16 protein-coding genes and 1 riboswitch are annotated in these 23,581 nt (G+C 68.4%); of the genes, 10 read left to right on the top strand and 6 right to left on the bottom strand.

Annotation, left to right across the window (positions count from 1 at the left end; translation table 11 throughout):
* The first annotated feature begins 89 nt into the window (after nucleotides 1-89).
* Both AB4Y79_RS14985 and AB4Y79_RS14980 read left to right on the top strand, forming a co-directional pair.
* Nucleotides 90-1,373, top strand: a complete 1,284-nt coding sequence (locus AB4Y79_RS14985) for an MFS transporter (protein WP_441863318.1) — start codon at nucleotides 90-92, stop codon at nucleotides 1,371-1,373.
* The gene (locus AB4Y79_RS14980; RefSeq protein ID WP_441863315.1) at nucleotides 1,370-2,380 is read left to right on the top strand and encodes a hypothetical protein; all 1,011 of its coding nucleotides are present in this window, start codon (nucleotides 1,370-1,372) and stop codon (nucleotides 2,378-2,380) included. The genes AB4Y79_RS14985 and AB4Y79_RS14980 overlap by 4 nt, the downstream gene beginning before the upstream one ends.
* Before the next feature lie 19 nt (nucleotides 2,381-2,399).
* Here the strand turns inward: AB4Y79_RS14980 and AB4Y79_RS14975 are convergent, their stop codons facing one another.
* The 3 genes from AB4Y79_RS14975 to AB4Y79_RS14965 are packed head-to-tail and all read right to left on the bottom strand — an operon-like array spanning nucleotide 2,400 to nucleotide 7,134.
* Complete coding sequence (locus tag AB4Y79_RS14975; RefSeq protein WP_441863313.1) at nucleotides 2,400-3,395, bottom strand: NAD-dependent epimerase/dehydratase family protein; 996 nt, start codon at nucleotides 3,393-3,395, stop codon at nucleotides 2,400-2,402.
* The gene (locus AB4Y79_RS14970; protein WP_441863311.1) at nucleotides 3,392-6,088 is read right to left on the bottom strand and encodes an alpha/beta fold hydrolase; all 2,697 of its coding nucleotides are present in this window, start codon (nucleotides 6,086-6,088) and stop codon (nucleotides 3,392-3,394) included. The genes AB4Y79_RS14975 and AB4Y79_RS14970 overlap by 4 nt, the downstream gene beginning before the upstream one ends.
* Nucleotides 6,082-7,134 carry a 3-oxoacyl-ACP synthase III gene (locus AB4Y79_RS14965; RefSeq protein ID WP_441863309.1) on the bottom strand — a complete coding sequence of 351 codons (1,053 nt, stop codon included), beginning with the start codon at nucleotides 7,132-7,134 and terminating at the stop codon, nucleotides 6,082-6,084. Before AB4Y79_RS14965 ends, AB4Y79_RS14970 begins: the two co-directional genes overlap by 7 nt.
* Nucleotides 7,135-7,330: 196 nt before the next feature.
* On the opposite strand from AB4Y79_RS14965, the gene smc reads away from it, so the two are divergent.
* Nucleotides 7,331-10,918, top strand: a complete 3,588-nt coding sequence (gene smc / locus AB4Y79_RS14960) for a chromosome segregation protein SMC (protein ID WP_441863307.1) — start codon at nucleotides 7,331-7,333, stop codon at nucleotides 10,916-10,918.
* An 84-nt stretch (nucleotides 10,919-11,002) separates the two neighbouring features.
* Complete coding sequence (gene ftsY / locus AB4Y79_RS14955; protein WP_441863305.1) at nucleotides 11,003-12,208, top strand: signal recognition particle-docking protein FtsY; 1,206 nt, start codon at nucleotides 11,003-11,005, stop codon at nucleotides 12,206-12,208.
* Nucleotides 12,209-12,214: 6 nt separating this feature from the next.
* On the opposite strand, the gene AB4Y79_RS14950 is transcribed toward ftsY, so the two are convergent.
* Nucleotides 12,215-13,456 carry an MFS transporter gene (locus tag AB4Y79_RS14950; RefSeq protein WP_441863303.1) on the bottom strand — a complete coding sequence of 414 codons (1,242 nt, stop codon included), beginning with the start codon at nucleotides 13,454-13,456 and terminating at the stop codon, nucleotides 12,215-12,217.
* Between the two features lie 224 nt (nucleotides 13,457-13,680).
* On the opposite strand from AB4Y79_RS14950, the gene AB4Y79_RS14945 reads away from it, so the two are divergent.
* Together AB4Y79_RS14945 and AB4Y79_RS14940 are read left to right on the top strand one after the other, a co-directional pair.
* A complete protein-coding gene (locus AB4Y79_RS14945; protein WP_441863300.1) occupies nucleotides 13,681-15,036 on the top strand; it encodes an ammonium transporter in 1,356 nt (451 codons plus the stop codon).
* Nucleotides 15,033-15,371, top strand: coding sequence for a P-II family nitrogen regulator (locus AB4Y79_RS14940; RefSeq protein WP_285243988.1), 339 nt, complete (start codon nucleotides 15,033-15,035; stop codon nucleotides 15,369-15,371). Before AB4Y79_RS14945 ends, AB4Y79_RS14940 begins: the two co-directional genes overlap by 4 nt.
* A 113-nt stretch (nucleotides 15,372-15,484) precedes the next feature.
* Here the strand turns inward: AB4Y79_RS14940 and AB4Y79_RS14935 are convergent, their stop codons facing one another.
* Nucleotides 15,485-16,903, bottom strand: coding sequence for a glucose-6-phosphate dehydrogenase (locus AB4Y79_RS14935; RefSeq protein WP_441863297.1), 1,419 nt, complete (start codon nucleotides 16,901-16,903; stop codon nucleotides 15,485-15,487).
* An 84-nt stretch (nucleotides 16,904-16,987) separates the two neighbouring features.
* Between AB4Y79_RS14935 and ffh the strand changes: the two genes are divergently transcribed.
* Entirely contained in the window at nucleotides 16,988-18,571 is a 1,584-nt protein-coding gene (ffh, locus tag AB4Y79_RS14930; RefSeq protein WP_441863294.1) for a signal recognition particle protein, read from the top strand.
* A 103-nt stretch (nucleotides 18,572-18,674) separates the two neighbouring features.
* Nucleotides 18,675-19,409: an alpha/beta fold hydrolase gene (locus AB4Y79_RS14925; RefSeq protein ID WP_441863291.1), complete on the top strand. Its 735-nt coding sequence runs from the start codon at nucleotides 18,675-18,677 to the stop codon at nucleotides 19,407-19,409.
* Here AB4Y79_RS14925 and thiC read toward each other — a convergent pair.
* A complete protein-coding gene (gene thiC, locus AB4Y79_RS14920; RefSeq protein ID WP_441863288.1) occupies nucleotides 19,406-21,244 on the bottom strand; it encodes a phosphomethylpyrimidine synthase ThiC in 1,839 nt (612 codons plus the stop codon). The two genes, AB4Y79_RS14925 and thiC, sit on opposite strands and share 4 nt — an antisense overlap.
* Nucleotides 21,240-21,347: riboswitch (TPP riboswitch) on the bottom strand. (Overlaps the previous gene by 5 nt.)
* A gap of 80 nt (nucleotides 21,348-21,427) precedes the next feature.
* Between thiC and AB4Y79_RS14915 the strand changes: the two genes are divergently transcribed.
* Together AB4Y79_RS14915 and AB4Y79_RS14910 are read left to right on the top strand one after the other, a co-directional pair.
* On the top strand, nucleotides 21,428-22,510 hold the full coding sequence (locus AB4Y79_RS14915) for an amidohydrolase family protein (RefSeq protein ID WP_441863286.1): 1,083 nt from the start codon (nucleotides 21,428-21,430) through the stop codon (nucleotides 22,508-22,510).
* Between the two features lie 100 nt (nucleotides 22,511-22,610).
* On the top strand, nucleotides 22,611-23,486 hold the full coding sequence (locus tag AB4Y79_RS14910) for a VOC family protein (protein ID WP_441863283.1): 876 nt from the start codon (nucleotides 22,611-22,613) through the stop codon (nucleotides 23,484-23,486).
* The last annotated feature ends 95 nt before the right edge of the window (nucleotides 23,487-23,581 follow it).

Raw genomic sequence — 23,581 nt, 5'->3', positions numbered from 1 at the left:
GCGTGCCCGCTGCAAGACTGTTTGCACGAACGTCGGGTGGGGCCCGCTGAATGCGCACCGCTTCCCGCCCCGGGAAGGACAGGCAGCCCTTGTATATCTCGATCTCGGACCGCAAAGGCGGCCAACGGGACCAGGCCGCGGCAGGTCCCGCCACGGTCCACCCGGCCTTCCGGTTATCGCCCGTGATCATCTGGCTGGGCGTGGTCAGCATGATGACGGACATTTCATCCGAGTCCGTTGCCGCCATCCTCCCGCTCTACGTCACCGGGTACCTGGGTCTGTCCACCATCGCGTTCGGGGTCATCGACGGAATCAACCAAGGGGCCAGCGCCATCGTCCGGATCGGCGCCGGCTGGGTGTCCGACCGTACCGGCCACCCGAAATACGTGGCCGTAGCCGGCTACGGGTTGTCCATGCTCGCAAGGGTGGGGTTCGTGGTGGCCGGCGGCTTCTGGGCCATCGCAGCCATCGTCGCCGGCGACAGGATCGGCAAGGGTATCCGCACGGCGCCGCGCGACGCCATGATTTCGGCCGAGGCGCAGCCGGAGTACCTGGCCCGTTCCTTCGGCGTCCACCGGATGCTGGACAACATCGGTGCGGCGGCCGGCCCGCTCATTGCCTTCCTGATCCTGATGCTGATCCCCAATGGCTTCAGCACTGTCTTCGGCGTCTCACTGGCCTTCGCCGTGATCGGGGTCGCGGTACTTCTCCTGGTGGTGCCGGACAGGCTCCGGCTGATGCGCCAGGACCGCGACCGGTCCAGGCCCGCTGCCCGCTGGGCCCAGTTGCGGTGGTCGCGTCTGCGGGAGCCGGGCCTGGCCCGCCTCATGGTCGCCGCCGGCTTGTTGGGCGTCCTCACCATCGGCGATGGCTTCATCTACCTCCTGCTCCAGCACCGTGAGTCTTTCGCCATCCAGTGGTTCCCGCTGTTGTTCGTGGGCACCAACGCTGCCTTCCTGCTGTTCGCCGTCCCGATCGGCACGATAGCGGACCGGTGGGGAAAGGTGCCGGTCTTCCTCGCCGGCCATGGTGCCTTGTTGGCCTGCTACCTGCTGGCCGGGCTGCCGGCGGCCGGAATCGCAGCCACCATAGGCTGCCTCCTGCTCCTGGGGCTTTTCTACGCCGCCACGGACGGGGTCCTGGCAGCTCTGGTCAGCCAGCTGGCCACGCCCGACAAACTCGGCACCGCCCTGGGCACCGCTCAGACGGTGGTTGCCCTCAGCCGCATGGCGGCCGCATCCGGATTCGGCGTTCTCTGGTACACGGCAGGTCCGGGCACCGCCATTGCCATCGTTGCCGTGCTGCTGGCGGCGGCCCTTGCCTCAGCTGTCCTGCTGTTCCGGGGCAGCACACCCAAGGTGCAAGCCCCGTGAGGAACCGGTTGCTCCTGCTGCTCGTGGTTGTCGTGGCCACACTCGGCGCAGCGGGGGCCCAGGCATTCACCGCTTTCCAGCAGTCAAGCGCCAGCCAACAGGCTGCCCCGGAAGTGCAGGTCGCCTCCGCTGATGCTTTGCCTGCAGGGCCGTTCGTGCTCTTCAGGAACACGGCTTCAGGCCAAGGATTCGGGCAGGCAGCCACGGCAAGCCTTTCCGAACCCAATGGCCGCCGCACTCTGCTCGGCAAAGCCTGCGACCGGGTGTACGCGTCCCGGAACCTGGTCAGCTGCCTGGAGACCAGGAACGGAATGCCCACCACCTTCGAGGCGTCCACCTATGACGCCTCCCTTCAGCAGCAGGGAACGTGGGCGCTCGGCGGGATTCCCAACAGGACACGGATCAGTCCGGACGGTTCCCTGGTGGCCACCACCGTCTTCGTCTCCGGCCATTCCTATGCCTCGTCAAGTTTTTCCACGCAAACGATCATCGGCCCGGCAGACGGAAGCGTGCGCACCAACCTGGAAGACTATGCCCTGATCGACAACGGCGCACGGATCAAGGCCACCGACCGGAATATCTGGGGCGTGACCTTCAGCCCCGGAAAACCCAATGACTTCTACGCCACGGCTTCATCCCAAGGCAACATCTGGCTGGTGCACGGGGACATTGCCGCCCGGACACTCACCATCACCGCGTCCGGCGTCGAATGCCCCTCCATCTCGCCGGACGGACAGCGGATCGCCTTCAAGAAGAGCGCCTCGGGGACCCTGGCCGGAGCCCGGCAGCCTGCCGTCCTGGACCTCACCACCGGGACTATCACGGTACTGGGCGAGCAACGCGACCTGGACGATCAAATCGAGTGGCTGGACAACGGCACCATCCTGTACGGAATGCCCAGGGACGGCGCCGGTCCGGACAGCGACGTCTGGTCCCTGTCCCTTGAACCCGGCGCGGCACCCCAGCTCTTCATCGAGCACGCCTGGTCACCCGCCGTCGTTCGCTGACGCTCCGGCTCCGCGGCCCTCAGGGAAGCCGTGTGCCTGCCGTGGAGCCGCCCCGGTAGTACTCGGCCAGCCGGGCCAGGCCCTCATCAAGCGACACCTCCGGAGCCCAGTCCAGGAGCTTCCGGGTTTCGCGCTGGTCGAACCAGTGCGCCGTGGACAGCTGTTCGGCAAGGAAAGCGGTCATGGGCGGTTCATCCTGCCGGCCGCCCCGGAGCCAGGCCCGCTCCACCACCGATCCCGCAAGCCGCGCAAGCTTGCCGGACACGGACCACGACGGGGCCGGCACCCCGCCGGCAGCGCAGATGCCCGCCAACAGCTCGCCGACAGGCCGGGGTTCTCCATTGCTGACAACCAGGGCCCTCCCGTGGACGTGCCCGATCCTGTCCAATGCCGCGACGATTGCGGCCGCCGCGTTGTCAACGAACGTGGTGTCGATCAGGGCAGCGCCGGCATCGAGCAGCGGAAGCCCGCCCCGGGCGGCCCGCGCCAGCACGCGTTCCACCAGCTGGGTGTCTCCCGGACCCCATACGACGTGCGGGCGCACGGCGGTGACACGGAAGTCCGCGGCGTCCGCGGCGAGGGCCACCAACTCGGCCCGGGCCTTGGTGCGCGAGTAGTTGCCATGCGCGTGGTCCGGGTCCGCCGGCTCCGCGCCCACTCCGGCGATGGCGGCTCCCGTATTGGCCACGGACGGGGAGGACACATACACCACGTCCCGCACCCCGGCCTCGCGGGCGGCGTGGAGCAGGCGCCGCGTTCCCTGGACGTTCACCTCGTCAAACTCCGCAGCTCGGCCCGTGAAGGAAACCTTGGCGGCAAGGTGGACTACTGCTTCCACGTCGCGCACCGCGTCCCGGACCGCTGCATCGTCGGTGAGGGACCCGCAACGGTCCGTGGCGCCGTCGACCCCGGAAGGGCGCCGCTGGAAGGTGGCGACGGTGTGGCCCCGGCGCACCAGCAACGCGGCTGCTTCCCGGCCCAACAGCCCGCTTGCGCCGGTGACCAGGACCTTCATGGTGCCCCCGGACGGCCGCCGGCCAGCACCTTCGACGCCCAGCGGGACAGGCGGGTCCGGTCGATTTTGGCGTTGTGGCGGATATCGGTGGGCTGGGCGGGCACCACCAGGACCGCTGCCACGGACACGCGGGCCGCGGCAGCCGCCGCACGCACCTGTCCGGCCAGCCCGGCATCCGCAGGACCGGCTTTGCGGGCAGGCGGCACGGTTTCCACCACCGCGACGACGGCCTGGGTACCTGCCGGTCCCACTCCCACGACGGCGGCCATGCGGACGCCGTCCAGGGATTCGATGGCTTGTTCGGCGCCCACCGGCGTCACCACCGCCCCTGGCGCCGTGACGATATGCGCAAGGCGCCCTTCCACCCACAGCCGTCCCTTGGCGTCGAAGTGGCCCACATCCCCGGTACGGTGCCAGCCGGCCGTGCCGGCGCTTGCCTGCTGGGTGAGCCAGAGCCGGTCGTAGGAGTCCTTGACATGTGGAGCGCTGACCAGGATCTCACCCGTGACGCCGGGCTCCGTCACAGGGGTGTCCCCGGGAGCGGTGCCATCCGCGGCCAGCGGGACGACGGCGACCCGGGCGCCATGGACGGGCAGGCCCACGCAAACCCCGTTGCCTGCTCCCTGGACCGTTCCGGCGTCGGCACCGGCGGCTCGGATTAGTTCAAGGCTGATGTCGGTGACGGGAAGGGCTTCGGTCATCCCGTACGGCGTGTGCAGCGAGGCCCGGGGCAGCAGCCCCTGCACCTCGGCGAGGAGCGCTTCCGGCACGGGAGCCCCGGCGGAGAGCAGCAGTTCCACGCGCGCCAGTGCCGCGGCGCCGTCAGCGGTGAGGCCACCACGGGTGGCCAGGACATTGCGCAGCGCCGCAGGGGAGGCGAAGACCACGGTTGCGTTGATGGCCGACGCCGCCTCCGCGAGGGCACGCGCCGTCAAGGTACGCGGGGCTGTGACGTCCATGGCCGGGGTCACCGAGACGACACCCAGGGCCGGCCCCAGCAGGGCGAACGGCGCGAAGCCCGCCACCAGGCGGTCACCCGGGTGGATCCCGAAGGTTTCAACCACGGTATCCCGCATCGCTGCCAGCTGCCGGTGCGTATAGACAACGCCCTTGGCGGGCCCCGTGGAGCCGGACGTGAACAGCACGGCTGCGGGCTGGTCCGGGGCCGGACTTCCGACAGCGCCGTGTCCACTCCGGGCACCCGCCCGTGCCAAGTCGGCGAGGGATGTTTCCACCCCGAGGATGCGGCGGCGCGCGGCGGGCAGGTCGCGCACGCTGACAAGCCTGGCGGCCCATCCGAGGGCCCGGGCTGCGGCCAGCGCCTTGTCGATCCCGATCAGGACGTCCGGAGTGGCACCCTTCACCGCACGGCCAAGGCCCTTGGTGCCCAGGCCGGCGTCGGCCACCACCACCACGGCTCCCAGGCGCAGGCAGGCATAGAGGGCTACGGTCAGGTCCACCCCGGGCGGGACCATCAGGCTCACACGGCTGCCGATGCCGATGCCGATGCCGGCGAGCCCGGCTGCCAGGTCCGCAACGCTCTTTTCGAGACTTTCCCAGCTGAGCGAGCGGGCAACGCTGCCGTCGGGCGCCATTTCCGAAATGGCAGTCCCGCTTCCGGAGGGCCCGGCTGCCAGTTCACGCAGCTGCGCCCAGAGGGGGCGGAATTCGCCCTGCGCAGCGGGTGCGGCTGGGCCCAGTCCGGCGTCCTTCGGCCCTAAGCCGTCGGCCGCCGTCGTTCCTTCCGTCCCGGAACCGCTTCCGGCGGCGTTCGCCGCCAGCCAGTCGAAAACGGCCGGTGCGATGTTCCGGTCTTCCGCGAGCAGGTGCCCGGCGCCCTCGTAGCGGTGCACCTTGGCGCCGGGGATCCGGCCGATGAGGTCCTTGAGGTACCGGTCAGAGAAGATCGGGTCCCGCGGGCCCCACAGCATCAGGGCCGGCACGTTCAGCGCGCGCAGGCCGTCAGCCACATGGTTGAGCGCCGGGTAGCTGGGGTGTGATGCGTCCACGGGGATGTCTGCCACAAAGTTTCCCACGCCGTCGCGGCGGGAAGCCCCGCGGTAGGGGGCCATGTACGCGGCCCGGATCTCCGGCGGGAGCGGCGGGTTGGCGAGCGAATGCGTCACCCGGAGGAAAGCGTCCGACGTCCTGGTTCCCCACTTGTGCACGGCCGGGTGCAGCGCCAGGCGAAGCGCCGGCGGGATCCGGGACCCGCCGGGTTGGTGGACGGCCGTGTTGGTGAGCACCACACCGGCGAGCTGCTGCTGATGGGCCAGGGCCCAGCCGAGGCTGATCACGCCGCCCCAGTCGTGGCCTGCGGTGACCACAGGACCGGCCAGGTCCAGCGCCTCCGTGAGGTCGCCGAGGTCGCTGATCCTGTCAGCGAGACGCCGGAACACACCGGTGCGTTCGGAGAAGCCCATGTCCAGTTGGTCCACCGCCACCACGCGCCAGGGACGGGCAGGATCGGTTCCGGCGGCAAGCAGGCTCCGCCACAGGTAGGACCAGGTGGGGTTGCCGTGCACGCACAGCAGGGTTCCGGCCGGGGCCAGGCCGAGCCGCTCCAGCTGGCTGCCGTTGTCCAGCACGTGCCAGCGGTGCACCGTGCCTGCCGGGTCCGCGGCCGCCGTGGACGGAACATCGATCAGGCGCGACCATTCGGCGTCGACGCCCGGCCAGGCCGCGATCACCAAACGATTTCCAGCATCGCGGTGTTCAGGCCCGAACCGACACCCATGCACAGCACCCTGTCACCGCTTCCCAGGGACTGGGTCTCGGCAGCAAGGGTCATCGGCAAAGACGCCGGGCCCACGTTGCCCCAGTGCGGGAACGTGATGGGGACCTTGTCCGGGTCAAGATCGATCGCGGTGATGATCGCTTGGGTGTAGGCATTGCTGACCTGGTGCGTGACGTAGCGGTCCATCTCCGCCCAGTCCCACTCCGGCTGGGCCTCATGCCAGGCATCGACCACCAGCTGCAGGCCGCCGTCGAGCAGGCCCTTGGTATCGGTGGTCATGCCGTCGATGCCGCCCACGCAGAGGTCGTGGTGCTCGGTGCCGGCTCGCATCACGCCGCCCACAATCCGGTGGGCGCCCGGGTGCTGGTCCGCCGGGCCGAGGACGGCGGCGGCAGCCCCGGAGCCGAGCGTCAGCGTGGCGAACTCCCGGTTGAAATCGTCCCGCGTTGTTTCGGGGCGCTGCAGCCGGGCAAGCGTGGCCTCCTGGGTCATCTGGGCGTCCTCGCCGTTGACGATCACCGCGTACCGGATCTGCCCGGAATCAATCATGTTGGCAGCCAGGGTCAGGGCGTTCACGAACCCCAGGCAGGCATTGGCGAGGTCAAAGTTCATGGCCGACGACGGCAGGCCCAGTCCGTGATGGATCTTCACCGCGACGGAGGGTTCCAGGTTGCGCCGCGTCACCGACGTGTTGATCAACAGGCCCACCTCCGACGCTTCGATGCCCGCCTCGGCCAGGGCTTTGGCGCCGGCCTCGATGGCAGCATCATCGAACGTGGTTCCCGGGGCCCACCAGCGGCGGTGCGTGATGCCGGCAACGCGCTCAAGCAACCGGGGCGGAAACTTCAGCCGCTGCAGGGTGGACGCCAGCCGGCGGTCGAAGTCGGTGGAGCTCACAATCCTCGGAGCTTCAACGCTGCTGACCGAGAGCAGCGCGGTGTTGCTGTGGCGGAAGGTTGCATTACCTGCCAATTCAAGCCCCTCTTCGTTTCCGTCCCGCATTCATGCGGTGACTGTACCCACATAAACGCAGGCTCAAGAGCTTAACTATGCCTTTGCAGCGCCCGAACATGCATATTGGCCGGAGGCGCCGGCGCCGGCCGCGGAGTGCTGGACGGGAAATGTCGCTCCTGCGCAGTAGATTATAGGGAGCCGGTTCCAGCATCGTTCCCTACCCCGCCAGGAGACCAGGAAAGCCTTGCACCTCAAAAGCCTCACCGTCCGGGGGTTCAAGTCCTTTGCGTCGGCCACCACCTTCGACTTCGAACCCGGCGTCACCGCCGTCGTGGGTCCCAACGGCTCCGGCAAGTCCAACGTGGTTGATGCACTGGCCTGGGTCATGGGCGAGCAAGGCGCCAAAACCCTCCGCGGCGGCAAGATGGAGGATGTCATCTTCGCCGGGACATCGGGCCGGCCGCCGCTGGGACGTGCCCATGTTTCGCTGACCATCGACAACACTGACGGCGCCCTGCCCATCGAGTACAGCGAAGTGACCATCTCACGGACCCTCTTCCGGACGGGTGGATCCGAGTACGCCATCAACGGGGCGGGTTGCCGGCTGCTCGATATCCAGGAACTGTTGTCGGATTCCGGGCTGGGCCGGGAAATGCACGTCATTGTGGGCCAGGGGCAGCTGGACCGGGTCCTGCACGCCACCCCGGAGGACCGGCGCGGCTTCATCGAGGAGGCCGCGGGCATCCTCAAGCACCGCCGGCGCAAGGAGCGGACCGTCCGCAAACTGGAGGCGATGCAGGCCAATCTCCAGCGGCTGACCGATCTCACCGGGGAGATCCGCCGCCAGCTCACGCCCCTCGGCAAGCAGGCGGAAGTGGCGCGCCGAGCCCAGCGCGTCCAGTTCGATGTCCGGGACGCCCGGGCGCGCCTCCTGGCCGATGACCTTGTCCAGCTTCAGCAGGCCCTGGAACAGGATGTGGCCGACGAAGCCGCGCTCAAAGCCAGGCGGACCGCCGTCGAACAGGAACTGGAAGCCGGCCGCAGGCAGCAGGCGGCGCTGGAACAACTGGCTGCGGCGGCCACGCCCCGGCTCAACGCTGCCCGCGACACCTGGTACCGGCTGTCCACCGCCCGGGAACGGCTCCGTTCCCTCGGCACGCTGGCCACCGAACGCAGCCGCCTGCTGGGGTCCGACGACGCCCCGGCGCCTGCCGGGCGGGATCCGGAACAACTGGAACGACAGGCCGCACGGGTGCGGCAGGAGCTGTCCGAGCTCGAAACGGATATCGTGCGCCGGCGCGGCGCCCTGGACGCCGCAAGCACCGCGAAGGCCGACGCCGAGCAGGCTGCGCGCGCCGAAGACCAGCGGCTCACCGCCCAGCTGCGGGCGGCCGCTGATCGCAGGGAAGGCCTGGCCCGCCTGGCCGGGCAGGTCGCCGCAGCGCGGTCCCGGATGGAGTCAGCCCAGGCGGAGCTGGGCAGGCTCCGCGAATCCCTTGCCGCCGGTACCGAGCGGCGCGCCAAGGCACAATCCGAATTCACGGCCCTGGAAAACCAGGTCGCAGGAGTGGAGGAGGGGGAAGAGTCCCTCGACGCCGATTACGAGGCCGCCAGCGGCGTGCTCGATGCGGTGCTTGGCGACATCGCGGGCCTCAAGAACGCCGTCAACGAGGGCATCCGCAAACGCGACGCCCTGGCCGCGCGCCTGGAGGCCCTGAAGCTGGGCCTGGACCGCAAGGACGGTGCCCGGCACGCGCTGGATGCCGGGCTGCCGGGAGTCCGGGGCAGCCTTGCGGCCGCATTGACGGTGCAGGCCGGTTTCGAGGCCGCAATCGCGGCGGCACTCGGGCAGGCGTCGGAGGCCATCCTGGTCCAGGACGGAGAAGCGGCGGCCGCGGTCCTGCAGGTCCTCAAGGACGACGACGGCGGCCGGGCTGCCCTGCTCCTCGCCTCCGCTGCCGCCGACCAGCCGCGGGACGCCCTGGACGTGGAGCTCCCCGACGAAGCCCGGTGGGCTGCCGGGCTGGTGGACGGCCCGGCGGTGGAGGTTTCACTGGTCCGGCACCTGCTGTCCGGAACCGTCGTCGTCACCGGAATGGATGCCGCTGCGGCGCTCGTGGCCGCGCTGCCCGGCGTCACGACCGTCACCAGGGAGGGGGACGTGTTTACCGCCGTCTCGGCCACGGGCGGTTCGGCGAAAGCACCGTCCCTCCTGGAGGTGCAGGCCGCAGTGGACGACGCCGGGCGCGAACTTACGGCGGTCACCGCGGATCTTGAGCGGAACAGGTTCGCCCTGGCCGCCGCCGAGGCCCGGCGCACCGCGGCGCAGGAAGACGCGGACGCAGCCCTGGACCGGCTGCACGAATCCGATGCCCGGCTCGCCGCCGTCGCCGAACGCCTGGGCCACCTCAACTCGGTGCTGCGCAGCGCCGTCGGCGAAAGTGAACGCCTGGCAGCCTCCCTGGCCCGCGCCGAAGAGAACGTCGCTGCCGAGGAAGAAGCGCTCGCGGCCATCACCGCCCGGCTTGCCGCTGCCCAGGAAGCACCCGTCGAGCAGGAACCCTCCACCGAACACCGCGACGAGCTGGCGGGTGCCGCGTCCGCCGCACGCGCCGCCGAGGTGGAAGCACGGTTGTCACTCCGCAGCGCCGAGGAACAGCTGGCAGCCACCGGCAACCGGGCCGTCTCCCTGGAACGCGCGGCCGCCACCGAACGCCGGGCCCGCGAGGAAGCAGCCGAACGCGCGCGGCGCCGCCGCAGCCAGGCCCGGCGGGCCGCGGCCGTTTCCGCTGGGGTGGACGTGGCCCTTGGCTACGTGGACGTCTCCGTCGAGCTCGCCCGGCACGAACGCGACCTGGCAGAGGAGAACCGGGAGCTGCGGGACCGCGGACTGCGGGACATCCGGGACTCGAACGACGCCCTGGCCCGTGAACTGGCGGACCTGACTGACAATGTGCACCGCGACGAACTTGCCCGGGCGCAGCAGCGGGCCAGGATCGAGGCGGTGGAAACCCGGTCCGTGGACGAACTGGGCATCACGCCGGAGGCCTTGGTCACGGAGTTCGGCCCGCACGTCCCGGTTCCGGTGCCGGCGGAGGAATCCGGCGACAAATGGGCGGCCCTGCGCGCTCCCGTCGATGCAGGCGGCGAGGAGATCAGGGAAGGCAAACCCTACGTGCGGCAGGAACAGGAGAAACGGCTGCGGAAGGCCGAACGGGACCTCGCCAGCCTGGGCAAGGTAAACCCCCTGGCGCTGGAGGAATTCGCGGCGCTGGAGGAGCGGCACCAGTTCCTCAGCACGCAGCTGGAGGACCTCAAGGCGAGCCGCCGGGACCTGCTGGACATCATCAAAGAGGTGGATGACCGGGTCCAGCGCGTGTTCGCGGAAGCCTTCGAGGACACCCAGGCCCAGTTCGTCAGGGTCTTCGAGCGGCTTTTCCCCGGCGGCGAGGGCCGCCTGGTCCTGACCGAGCCCGACGACATGCTTAACACCGGCATTGACGTGGAGGCCCGCCCCGCGGGCAAGAAGATCAAACGGCTCTCCCTGCTCTCCGGCGGCGAACGCTCACTCACCGCGGTGGCACTGCTGGTGGCCATCTTCAAAGCCCGGCCGTCCCCGTTCTACGTCATGGACGAAGTGGAGGCTGCCCTGGACGACACCAACCTGGGCCGCCTCATCACCATCTTCGAGGAACTCCGGGAGTCCAGCCAGCTGATCGTCATCACCCACCAAAAGCGGACCATGGAGGTGGCGGACGCGCTGTACGGCGTCACCATGCGGGGCGACGGCGTTTCCACCGTCATCAGCCAGCGCCTCGGCGCCGAGGTGTAGCAGCCCCATGCCACCGGCATCGGGGCAGGTCAGGCGCCCTGCCGGCGCCCGAACCGGGCGGACCGTGTGTGAGAAGCTAGGGGAGTGAATGACATCCTTCCCATTGTCCTGTCCATCCTTGTTGCCCTGGTGGTCATCGGCGGGCTGATCCCGGTCCTGGTCAAGACGCGGAGGAACATCACCCGTTACCCGGAGACCCGGGACGCAAACGATCCCGAGGTCCGCTCCGGGGGCGGCACGGCGGTGGAGGACAGCACCGGAACCATCGAGCGCGGGGGCCCCGCCGGCGTCGAACTCGACGACCTCGACACCACCGCGGTCCCGGACGATGCTGCCGGGTTGGAAACCATTCCGGTCGAAACCCCGCTGCCTGTCGCAGGGCGCCTCTCCCGGCTGCGGGAGCGGCTGGTCCGCTCCAACAACATCATGGGCAAGGGCCTGCTGGCCCTGCTGTCCAGCGACCGGATCGACGAAGGCGTCTGGGATGAGGTGGAGGAAACACTCCTGCTCGCGGACCTGGGCACCGAGCCCACCATGCAGCTGGTGGACGCGCTCCGGGAACGCGTCAAGGTCCTGGGCACCAGGACCCCCGAACACGTCAAGGCCATGCTCCGTGAAGAACTTATCAAGCTGGTCGATCCCACCATGGACCGCAGCCTTAACGTTGAGCGGCACGCGGACAAGCCCGCCGTCATGATGGTGGTGGGCGTCAACGGCGTCGGAAAGACCACCACCGTGGGCAAACTCGCCCGGGTGCTGGTAGCAGAGGATAAGGACGTCCTGCTGGGCGCAGCGGACACCTTCCGGGCCGCCGCCGCGGAGCAGCTGGCAACCTGGGGGGCGCGCGTTGGTGTTCCCACCGTGAAGTCCGACATTGACGGCGCGGACCCGGCGTCGGTCGCCTACGAAGCGGTGAAGGCAGGCATCGAGCAGGAAGTCGACGTCGTCATGATCGACACCGCCGGCCGCCTGCAGAACAAGGTGGGCCTGATGGACGAACTGGGCAAGGTCAAGCGCGTGGTGGAGAAGCTGGCCGAGGTGGACGAGGTCCTGCTGGTGCTGGACGCCACCACTGGCCAGAACGGCCTGAACCAGGCGCGGGTCTTCTCCGAGGTGGTCAACATCACCGGCATCGTCCTGACCAAACTGGACGGAACCGCCAAGGGCGGCATCGTCGTCGCCATCCAGAAGTCACTGGGCGTCCCCGTCAAACTCGTGGGCCTCGGAGAAGGCGCCGACGACCTCGCGCCGTTCGATACCGAAAGCTTTGTTGACGCGCTGCTGAACTAACCTGCGTCAGTCCGCGGCCGTGCGGAGGGTTTCCCGGGTGGGCAGCCAGCCGCCGGCTGCCAGCAGCAGCATGGCGCCGGTGACCGCGAACGCCCAGCCGAACCCCAGGCCGTCCGCCAGCAGGCCCGCTACGACCGGTCCCACGATCGCGCCCACGTCGGAGGTCATCTGATACGCGGCCAGCACCTTGCCGCCGGAGCGGCCATTGCCGATCACGTCCGCCACGGCGGCCTGCTGCGCGGGGCCGAAGAGACCGGATCCGACGCCGGCCAGCGTCGACGCCGCGAGGAACCAGGGCAGATCGTGGGTGATGCCGATCGACGCGGTTGACAGGCCGGCCACCACCAGTCCGGAAATCATCATGGGCTTGCGTCCAAGGGAGTCCGCGAGCCGCCCCGAAAAGGCCAGGGCGGCCGCGTTGCCGGCGGCAAATACCGCCAGCGCCAGGCCTGCCGCCTGCGGCCCCGCCCCAAAGGCGGCCGCGGCGAACAACGGCACCGTTGCCATCCGGACGCCGAAGGTGGCCCAGCCGTTGGCGAAGCTGGACAGGAGCGCCGACCGGTAGGTTCCGGCCGCCAGGGCATCGCCGAAACGCATGTCCGGGGCGCGCTTCTGTGTTTCGCCGGCGCCACGGCGCTGGTGGCTCAATTGTGTCTGCACCACGAACGCGGCCACGAGCAGGGCGCCGGCGTATGCCAGGAACGGGACCCGCAGCCCCAGCCCGGCCAGCAGCCCGCCCACGATCGGGCCGCAGACGTTCCCGATCAGGAACGCCGACGCGTAGGCGCCCGAGACCCGGCCCCTGCTCTTCGGCGGCGCCAGCCGGACCACCAGGGCCATCGAGGCAACGGTGAACATCACCGAGCCCGCGCCGCCCAGGCCCCGGAACAGCAGGAGCTGCCAGTAGTCCTGCGCGAATGCGCACGCAGCTGTGGACAGCGCCACGATCAACAGCCCGGCAACGTAGATGGGGCGTTCGCCACGTTTGCCGATCAGCGCGCCCCCGGCCGGAGCGAAGGCGAGGCGCATGAACGCAAAGATCGCCACGATGACGGCGGCCTCGGTGTTTCCCACCCCAAAGGTTGTTGCGAATTGCGGCAATACGGGGGCAACAAGCCCGAAGCCAAGGGCGATGAGGAACGCCGCGGCCAGCATCACCTTGATGTCGCGCGGAAGCTTCTCCCGTTGCGGCCTCAGACGTCCAAAAATCCTTGCGCTGGCGCCGTTTACCGGGGGTGGTGCCGTCATGGTCCTGAAGTCCTTGCTGGAAAGGGAGCCGGGTGGCTGCGCGGGTGCGGAAACATAACCGTAACAAGGCGGATATGCACCATTTACTTCCTAGAGGTTGTTGTAACAGGCCCGCAATCTAAAACCTCCGCGGCCGAAACACGCCAACGACACACTCGTTACAGGACGCAAAAGGCGTTGGCAGGCGGACAAGTCCGCACCGAAAGCAAGAGAGGACGTAGGCCATGGAACTCACCGCAGGGCTCGTTTGGCTCCTGGTTGCTGCAGCACTCGTGCTGTTCATGACCCCGGGCCTGGCATTCTTTTATGGCGGCATGACGCGCGCCAAGTCGGCACTGAACATGATGATGATGAGCTTCGTCGCCATCGGAACAGTCGGCATCACGTGGGTCCTGTGGGGCGCCTCGATGTCCACGAGCAACGAGGACAACTTCTTCCAGATCTTCGCCAACCCGTTCAGCCACTTTGGCCTGCACAACTTCACGGACCCGGCGGACCTGCTCAAGGTGGGCTACGCCGCCACCTTCGCGATCATCACCGTCGCGCTGATCTCCGGCGCGGTCGCGGACCGCGCAAAATTCTCGGCCTGGGTGATCTTCACGCCCATCTGGGCCACACTGGTCTACGCACCGCTGGCCTTCATGGTGTGGGGTGGCGGACTGTTCTCCAAGGACGGCTGGTTCGGCCAGACCTTCGCTCCGGTCATCGACTTCGCCGGAGGCACCGTGGTGCACATCAACGCCGGTGTTGCCGGCCTGGTGCTGGTGCTGATCATCGGTAACAGGAAGGGCTTCGGCAAGGACCCGAACCACCGCCCGCACAACATTCCGTTCGTCATGCTCGGCGCAGCCATCCTGTGGTTCGGCTGGTTCGGCTTCAACGCCGGCGCCGCTGCCACGGTCGAGCAGGCAGGCCTGATCTGGATCAACACCCTGGCAGCCCCGGCCGCCGCCATGCTGGGCTGGCTCGCCGTCGAACGTATCCGGGACGGCCACCCCACCTCGCTCGGCGCCGCCTCCGGTGTGGTGGCAGGCCTGGTCGCCATCACTCCGGCCTGTGCCAACGTCTCACCGCTCGGTGCGATTGCCCTGGGCGTCGTCGCCGGTATCGCCTCGGCCCTGGCGGTCGGCCTGAAGTTCAAGCTCGGCTACGACGACTCCCTGGATGTCGTGGGTGTCCACCTCGTCGCAGGTGTCATCGGCACGGTGGCCATCGGTTTCCTCGCCACCCCCGACCAGGGTGCTGCCGGCCTGTTCTACGGCGGCGGCACAACCCAGCTGGTGGCCCAGGTCCTGGCAGCACTGCTCTCCATCGCCTTCACCGGCGTGATGACCCTGATCATCGCCTTCCCCATCCACAAGACCATGGGCTTCCGCATCTCCGAGCACCAGGAAATCGCCGGCGCAGACCTCAGCCTGCACGCGGAGACTGCCTACGAGTTCGGTGTCGGCGGCCACGGTGGCAGCTTCCAGCCGCTGCACGACATGGTGACTGGCAAGACCCAAGCGGAAACCCGGGAATCCGCAACCGGAGCCCAGAAGGCACAGCCGGCAACAGGCAAGGAAAGCGTGGGGGCATGAAACTGATCACTGCAATCGTCAGGCCGGAAAAGCTCGAAGCCATCCGGGAAGGACTGGAGGCCTACGGCGTACAGGGACTCACCGTCAGCGCAGCCAGCGGATACGGACGCCAGCGCGGATACACCGAGGTGTACCGGGGAGCCGAATACAACGTGGACCTGCTTCCCAAGATCCGGGTTGAAGTCCTGGCCACCGACGAACAGTCCGACGACATCCTGGACGTGATCATCGCCAGCTCCAACACCGGCAGGGCCGGGGACGGCAAGGTCTGGACCATTGACGTCCACGAAGCAGTGCGCGTCCGGACCGGGGAACGCGGAGTAGCCGCCATCTAGGCGGAACAAACCGTTCCTGCGGTCAGGAACACCTGAACGCATCAGCACGGCGGGSGGGAACCSAAAGGTTCCCGCCCSCCGTCTGCGTTCACGCCCCAGGTGCCACGCCCTTCTCAGTCCCCGTCGCCCGCGCCGGCCCCGCCGTTGGTGGGCCAGGACGCCGGGCCGGCCGAACCGGCGTCGTACTCCTCCAGCGGGACCTCATTCTTTGCCCACGCCTTGAGCACCGGCTCGACGATCCGCCAGCAGTCCTCCGCGGTGTCGCCGCGCACGGACAGCAACGGGTCTCCGGTCAACACGCCCTCCAGCACTTCGCCGTACGGCAGCAGGTCGGAGGCGCTCAATTCCGCCTCCAGGGTGACCCGGCCCAGGCTGAAAATGTTCCCGGGGCCGTTGACGTCGACGTCGAACTCCAGCGTGTCCGGGCCAAAACCGATCCGCAGCTGGTTGGGGGAGTCCACCCCCGTGAAGCCCCGGGGCAGGTGCGGCACGGGAAGGAAGGTGACCACGGCTTCCTTGCGCTTGTCGCCCAGCGCCTTCCCGGAGCGCAGGATGAACGGCACGCCCTGCCAGCGCCAGTTGTCGATGTCCACCTGGATCTCGGCAAGTGTCTCCGTTCCCCGGCCGGCATCCACCCCCTCTTCCTTCGCGTAGTCGGGGACGGCCTTCCCTGCCAGCGACCCCGCCGTGTAGCGCGCCCTGCGGGTTGTGTCGGTGAACGGGGCGCGGACGCTGCTGGCCCGAAGGACGCTGGAGACCGCGTCGCGGAGGTCGCGCTCGCCGATGGTGGCGGGAGGCTCGATAGCCATGAGGGCCATAACCTCCAGCAGGTGGCTCTGGATCATGTCGCGGAGTGCGCCGGCACCGTCGTAGTAGCGGGCGCGGCCCTCAAGGGCCAGGTCTTCGTCGAAGAAGATCTCCACTTTTTCCACGTGCTGCCGGTTCCACACCGGCTCCAGGAAGTTGTTGGCAAACCGCAGGCCCAGGATATTCAGTACGGTCGCCTTGCCCAGGAAGTGGTCCACGCGGTGGATGTGGTCCTCCGGAACCAGGCGCGCGAGGGTACGGTTCAGGGAGCGCGCCGACTCCTCGCTGGAGCCGAACGGCTTCTCCATCACCAGCCGGGTGCCCTCCGGAACCTCCGCTGGCTGGAGCGTCTCGCAGGCCTGCTGGCTGATGCGGGGCGGAAGCGCAAAGTAGACGGCAACGGGGCCCTTGAGCCCTGCCAGCAGGGCCGCAAGGGCACCCTTGGCCGTGACATCCACCTGGTGGTACGCCGTCTCCTTCTGCAAGGACTCCAGGGCTTCCTTTCCCTGGCCGTCCGCTGCGCCGGCTGCCGCGGCGAACGAGGACCGGACCCGCTCCTGCCACTGTTCCGAGGTCCACGGATCCGATCCGGCGCCCACCAGCCGGAGGCCATCCGCCCGGCCCGCCGCCGCCAGCCGGGCCAGGCCGGGGAGGAGGAGCCGGCCGGTCAGGTCGCCCGAGGCACCGAGAATGAGCAGGGTCTGCACAGATGTTTGGCTCGTCATTTGGCCAGCATGCCATCTACCGTGGCTGACTTGATACCCTAGGTAGTCGAGTCCCGATCATCTCTTGAAAGAAGTTCACGGCGCGTGTTCAATTCACTCTCTGACCGGTTGACAGCAACCTTCAAAAATCTCCGCGGCAAGGGCCGCCTCACCGAGGCCGACGTCGATGCCACCGTCCGGGAGATCCGCCGTGCCCTGCTGGACGCAGACGTCGCCGTTGCGGTGGTACGCGAATTCACCGGGAAGGTCCGCGAACGTGCGCTCGGTGCCGAGGTTTCGGGTGCGCTGAATCCCAGCCAGCAGATCGTCAAGATCGTCAACGAGGAGCTCGTGGAGATCCTTGGCGGCGAAACCCGCCGGATCCGGCTGGCCAAGAACGGTCCCACCATCATCATGCTTGCCGGCCTCCAGGGCGCGGGCAAGACCACTTTGGCGGGCAAGCTGTCCAAGTGGCTGAAGGCCCAGGGCCACAGCCCCATGCTGGTGGCCTGCGACCTTCAGCGCCCCAACGCCGTCACCCAGCTCCAGGTGGTGGGCCAGCGCGCCAACGTGCCCGTTTTCGCCCCGCACCCAGGCGCCACGTCCACCGAACTGGACCACCCTGCCGGTGACCCGGTGGCCGTCGCCCGTGCCGGCGTGGAGGAAGCGCGCCAGAAGCTGCACGACGTCGTGATCGTTGACACCGCCGGCCGCCTCGGCGTAGACGCGGACATGATGGAGCAGGCCCGCCAGATCCGCCGCGCCATCGTTCCCAACGAAGTCCTCTTCGTGATCGACTCCATGATCGGCCAGGACGCCGTCAACACGGCCCTCGCCTTCGATGAGGGCGTGAACTTCACCGGCATCGTGCTGTCCAAGCTCGACGGCGACGCACGCGGCGGTGCCGCGCTGTCGGTCGCTTCGGTCACCGGCAAGCCCGTCATGTTCGCCTCCACAGGCGAAGGCCTGGACGACTTCGAACTCTTCCACCCGGACCGGATGGCCTCACGCATCCTGGACATGGGCGACGTGCTCACCCTGATCGAGCAGGCCGAGAAGTCCTGGGACAAGGACGAAGCGGCCCGGATGGCGAAGAAGTTCGCCGACCAGGAAGACTTCACCCTGGAAGACTTCCTGGCCCAGATGCAGCAGATCCGCAACATGGGCTCCATGAAGAAGATGCTCATGATGATGCCGGGTGCGCAGAACATCCGGCAGCAGCTGGAGCAGTTCGACGAGCGCGAAATCGACCGCGTCGAGGCCATCGTCCGGTCCATGACGCCGCATGAACGGCTTGCACCGAAGATCATCAACGGATCCCGCCGCGCGCGCATCGCCCGCGGTTCCGGCGTCCACGTCTCCGAGGTCAACGGCCTGCTGGAACGTTTCGCGCAGGCCCAGAAGATGATGAAGAAAATGGCCCAGGGCGGCATGCCGGGAATGCCCGGGATGCCGGGGATGCCCGGTGCCGGCGGGGGTGCGCGGAAGAACGCCAAGAACGCGCCGAAGAAGAAGGCGAAGTCGGGCAACCCGGCCAAGGCTGCGCAGGAGCGCAAGGATGCCGAAGCCCGGCGCGCCAATGCAGGCAAGGCGCTGCCCACCGGTGCCGCGTTTGGCCAGCAGGGCGGCGACTTCGATCCCGCGCAATTGAACCTCCCCAAGGGCTTCGACAAGTTCCTGGGCAAGTAGCAGTTCTCCCGCTTCAGGAAGCGCCAGGTGCCGTTTTGACCGCCCAAGACGACACCTGGCGCTTTTCCGTTGGGATGTCGGTGCCGTGGAATAGGGTTGGGTCATGTTCAAGCAGCGGGTAGTTTTCGTGCACGGCGCCGGAGCTTTCGGCGCCGCCGCGTGGCCCCGGCAGCACGGCATGGCGCTGTCCTTCGACGCCTTGTTCCTTCGCCGGCAGGGCTATGACGCCGTCGCGGAACCGGTGGAATCATCCTTTGCCGAGGACACGGCCATCGTGCTGCGGTCCCTGGCGGATGATGGCCGCGGTGCCGCCGGGGGACATGTGGTGGCACACTCCCAGGGCGCAATCCCTGCCATGATGGCCGCCGTCGAACGCCCCGACCTCGTCTATTCGCTGACCCTGGTTGAACCGGCGTGCCTTTCCCTGACCGCAGAACTGCCGGCCACGGCGGCACATATCAGCCTGATGAAGCCACTCCTGGATGTCCGCCACCAGCTCGGTGACGAGGACTTCCAGCGGGAATTCGTCCGGCGGGTCTATGCCACCGATCTCCAACAGCCGGCCACCCCGGAGGAGAAACGCTCCGCACGCCGGCTGCGGCTCCAGGTCCCATCGTGGGAAGCGCCCCTGCACATTGTTCCCGGCGTCCCCACGCTCGTCCTCACCGGGGGCTGGGAACCGCTGTACGAGGAAATTGCCGGTTACCTGCGGGAGACCGGCGCCCTGCACCGCGTTGCCGCGGGCGGGCACCGGCCCCATGACTCCGTGGAGGGCGACCGGGCCATCCGGCAGTTCATCAGCGATGTCAGCCGGAGCCAACCGGCCCGGGCCTCCTAGCTGCCGGCAGGCACCTGCAGTTCCGGCAGGTAGACCTTGCCGCCCGCGGCCAGGAATTCCTGGCTCTTCTCCCGCATCCCGGAGGCCATGTCCGCCAGGGCCGCCTGCGAGTCGGCTGACCCGTATTCGTTCCGGATGTCCTGGCTGATCCGCATCGAGCAGAACTTGGGTCCGCACATGGAGCAGAAGTGCGCCGTCTTGGCAGGTTCGGCCGGCAGCGTCTCGTCGTGGAACTCTTCCGCCGTCACCGGGTCCAGCGAGAGCGCGAACTGGTCCCGCCAGCGGAACTCGAACCGCGCCTTGGACAATGCGTCGTCCCGTTCGTGGGCTCCCGGGTGGCCCTTGGCCAAGTCCGCCGCGTGGGCTGCGATCTTGTAGGTGATCACGCCGGTCTTCACATCGTCCTTGTTGGGCAGGCCCAGGTGTTCCTTGGGCGTGACATAGCAGAGCATGGCGGTACCGTACCGGGCGATTTCGGTGGCCCCGATCGCCGAGGTGATGTGGTCATAGCCGGGCGCAATATCGGTCACCAACGGTCCCAGCGTGTAGAACGGCGCGCCCTTGCACAGCTCCTGCTGCCGCTCCACGTTTTCCCGGACCAGGTGGAACGGCACGTGGCCGGGGCCTTCCACCATGACCTGCACGTCGAACTCCCAGGCGCGCTGCGTGAGTTCGGCGAGGGTGTCGAGTTCGGCGAACTGGGCAGCGTCGTTGGCGTCCGCCGTCGACCCGGGACGCAAACCGTCGCCCAGGGAGAACGCGACGTCGTACTTGGCGAAGATTTCGCAGAGTTCGTCAAAGTGCGTGTAGAGGAAGTTTTCCTGGTGGTGGGCCAGGCACCAGCCGGCCATGATGGAGCCGCCGCGCGAGACGATGCCCGTCACCCGGTTGGCCGTGAGCGGGACGTACCGCAGCAGCACGCCGGCGTGGATGGTCATGTAGTCCACGCCCTGCTCGCACTGCTCAATGACGGTGTCCCGGAAAATTTCCCAGGTCAGCGCGTTGGCCTCGCCGTTGACTTTTTCCAGCGCCTGGTAGATCGGGACGGTCCCGATCGGGACGGGCGAGTTGCGGATGATCCATTCCCTGGTGGTGTGGATGTCGTCCCCCGTGGACAGATCCATGACCGTGTCAGCGCCCCACTGGGTGGCCCACTGGAGCTTGTCCACCTCCTCGGCGATGGAGCTCGTCACCGCCGAGTTGCCGATGTTGGCGTTGATCTTCACCAGGAAGGCCTTGCCGATGATCATCGGCTCGGACTCGGGGTGGTTGATGTTGTTCGGGATGATGGCGCGCCCGGCGGCAACCTCGCTCCTGACCAGTTCCACGTCGCAGTTCTCCCGCAGCGCCACGAAGCGCATTTCCTGCGTGATGATGCCCTGCCGGGCGTAGTGCATCTGGGTCACCGTCCTGCCGTCGACGGCGCGGCGGGGCACCGGCCGGGCGCCCTTCCACTCCGCAGAGGCTGCACCGCGGCGCACGGCCGAGCGTCCGTCGTCGAGCAGGTTGCGTTCCCTGCCGCTGTAGGCTTCCGTGTCCCCGCGCGCCACAATCCATTCGGCGCGGAAGGGCTGCAGGCCGCGCACAGGATCACTTCCCGGCCCGGCCGTCCGGTAGGTCCGGAAGGGTGCGTTCGGCCGTCCGTTGGGTGATGGCTCCAGGGCAATTTCGGTCACCGGGACCCGGATTCCGGAACCGGCATCGTCGATCCAGGCCAGGGAATGTGACTTCAGGGACTGCGTCACCTGCGGAGTGGATCCGGTGCCGGGGCCGCTGGCCGAATCGGAACCGGACAGCGTGCGGGCAGGGTTCAACTGGGTGTTTTGCGTACTCAAGGGAATACTCACTTCCTTCGCCGGCATTACCCGGACAGGTTCAACGGTCGCAGGCTGCGTCAGCCCGATCTCAGCCCCTGCAAGGGCACCCGTGTGGTCAGCAACGAAGCTACCACAGCCCTCCGTAAGTCCGTTGTAACAATCGATGATGCTAGCCTGTCCGGGCAACGAAAGGACGCCCGGATGGCAGGAATCATTCACTTTCGCGGACCCGTCCTGGCTGCGCCGGACCAGGTGCGGCACGGACTCTGGTCGGTGGACGGCAGGCTCACCTTCCACCGGCCCGCTCCACCGCCTGACCGGGTGCTTGACGGCTGGGTGCTGCCGGGCTTCGCGGACGCCCACTGCCACATAGGCCTGGGCCCCGCCGGGCCGGTGGAAGCCGCCGTGGCGCAGGAACAAGCCTTGGCCGACGTCAACGCCGGGACCCTCCTGGTCCGTGATGCGGGCTCGCCCGCCGATACCCGCTGGATGCAGGGCGGCAAGGAATTCCCGGTGCTGATCCGCGCCGGCCGGCACATCGCCCGGACCCGCCGCTACCTGCGCGGCTTCGCGCACGAAGTCGAACCCGAGGGCCTCGTTGAGGCCGTGCGCAAGCAGGCCCGGGGCGGGGACGGCTGGGTCAAGCTGGTGGGGGACTGGATCGACCGGGGCGCCGGTGACCTGGCGCCCTCCTTTCCCGCCGCCGTCGTCCGTGATGCCGTCCGTGCGGCGCATGACGAAGGCGCACGGGTGACGGCCCACTGCTTCGCCGAGGACACCCTGGACCAGATGCTCGACGCCGGCGTTGACTGCATCGAGCACGCCACCGGGCTGCTGCCGCGCCACCTGCCCCGGTTCGCCGAACAAGGCGTGCCTATCGTGCCCACCCTCATCAATATCGCCACGTTCCCGGACATTGCCGCGCAGGCGGAACCAAAGTTTCCACGGTACGCAGCCCACATGCGCTCCCTCTGGGAGCGGAGGCTGGAGCGCGTGGCGCAGGCCCATGCCGCGGGCGTGCGCATCTTCGCCGGAACAGACGCCGGCAGCGTCATCCGCCATGGCCGGATCGCGGACGAAATCCTCGCCCTGCACGTCGCGGGCCTGCCGATGGCCGCAGCGTTGGATGCGGCGTGCTGGGCAGCCCGCCGCTGGCTCGGAGCGGACGGCCTGGAAGAAGGGGCGCGCGCCGACGTCATCGTGTGCCGTGAAGATCCACGGGCGGTCCCGGAGACCATCAGCAGGCTGGACCACGTGGTGATCGGCGGCCGCATCATCCGCTGATCGAAAGTGCGGCACAGGACTTGGAATAAATTGAAGCTTCAAGTAATTTTAATGTGTGACAGGCCGCCATCGGGACGGCCGCCAACACAAGGAGCCTCCAATGACCGCAGCAGCCAACAGCCAGGACCTGCTTCCTGCCGACCTCGCCATGGGCACGGTGATGCTCAAGGTGGGGGACATGAAGGTCATGACCGACTACTACCAGCGCGCACTGGGCCTCGAGGTGGTGGCTGAACAGGACGGTGGACTGTACCTGGGCCGTCTTGGCCGCCCCCTGGTCCATCTGGCCCCGGCGCCCGGGCTGAACCTGCCCGGCAGGGGAGAGGCCGGCCTGTTCCATACCGCACTCCTGTTTGAGGATCAGGCCTCCCTCGCCGCCACCATCGCCACCGCGGCGCAGTACGAGCCGATGTCCTTCACCGGCAGCGCCGACCACCTGGTCAGCGAGGCCTTCTACTTCACCGATCCTGAAGGCAACGGCATCGAGCTGTACTGGGACCGCCCGCGCCGCAACTGGTCCTGGAACGGCACGGACGTGGTGATGGACAGCCTCGCGCTGCCCCCGCAGCGCTACCTGGAACAGCACCTCACGGAGGAATCGCTCGAAGGCCAGCGCGTGACGGCCGCCGGCGTAGGTCACGTCCACCTTCAGGTGGGAGACGTCCAGACGGCGCGCGACTTCTACGTGGGCACCCTCGGTTTCGAAAAGACGGCGGGCTGGCACGGGCAGGCACTGTTCGTATCCGCGGGCCGCTACCACCACCACATGGCCATGAACGTCTGGAACAGCCGCGGCGCCGGCCCGCGCAAGGACACCCTCGGGCTCGGCGAAGTCCTCATCGAAGTTCCGTCAGGGGACGACGTCGGCGCCTTGGCTGACCGCCTCAAGGTCGCCGGAGTGCCCGCTCACCACACAGGCGCCGAGCTCCGGTTCGAGGACCCGTGGCGCAACCGGCTGCGGGTGGCTGTCCGCTGACCGGTGTTCCCGGGCGGCGGACCGACCCCGGCGGCGGACCGACCCAGCCGGCTGCCGACCCCGCCGGCAGCCGTGCCCGCCGGCTGCCCTGCCGC

This window comes from Pseudarthrobacter sp. YAF2 (genome assembly GCF_052113345.1).
GTDB lineage: Bacteria > Actinomycetota > Actinomycetes > Actinomycetales > Micrococcaceae > Arthrobacter.
Note: the sequence above shows the minus strand (reverse complement) of the source record. Positions and strands in the feature narration are given on the sequence as shown.

What these genes read in the sequence shown, in the direction of transcription:
- AB4Y79_RS14975 (WP_441863313.1), bottom strand. Translation starts at nt 3,395, where the DNA reads ATGAAGGTCCTGGTCACCGGCGCAAGCGGGCTGTTGGGCCGGGAAGCA.
- AB4Y79_RS14965 (WP_441863309.1), bottom strand. Translation starts at nt 7,134, where the DNA reads ATGCGGGACGGAAACGAAGAGGGGCTTGAATTGGCAGGTAATGCAACC.
- AB4Y79_RS14950 (WP_441863303.1), bottom strand. Translation starts at nt 13,456, where the DNA reads ATGACGGCACCACCCCCGGTAAACGGCGCCAGCGCAAGGATTTTTGGA.
- AB4Y79_RS14945 (WP_441863300.1), top strand. Translation starts at nt 13,681, where the DNA reads ATGGAACTCACCGCAGGGCTCGTTTGGCTCCTGGTTGCTGCAGCACTC.
- AB4Y79_RS14940 (WP_285243988.1), top strand. Translation starts at nt 15,033, where the DNA reads ATGAAACTGATCACTGCAATCGTCAGGCCGGAAAAGCTCGAAGCCATC.
- AB4Y79_RS14935 (WP_441863297.1), bottom strand. Translation starts at nt 16,903, where the DNA reads ATGACGAGCCAAACATCTGTGCAGACCCTGCTCATTCTCGGTGCCTCG.
- AB4Y79_RS14925 (WP_441863291.1), top strand. Translation starts at nt 18,675, where the DNA reads ATGTTCAAGCAGCGGGTAGTTTTCGTGCACGGCGCCGGAGCTTTCGGC.
- AB4Y79_RS14915 (WP_441863286.1), top strand. Translation starts at nt 21,428, where the DNA reads ATGGCAGGAATCATTCACTTTCGCGGACCCGTCCTGGCTGCGCCGGAC.
- AB4Y79_RS14910 (WP_441863283.1), top strand. Translation starts at nt 22,611, where the DNA reads ATGACCGCAGCAGCCAACAGCCAGGACCTGCTTCCTGCCGACCTCGCC.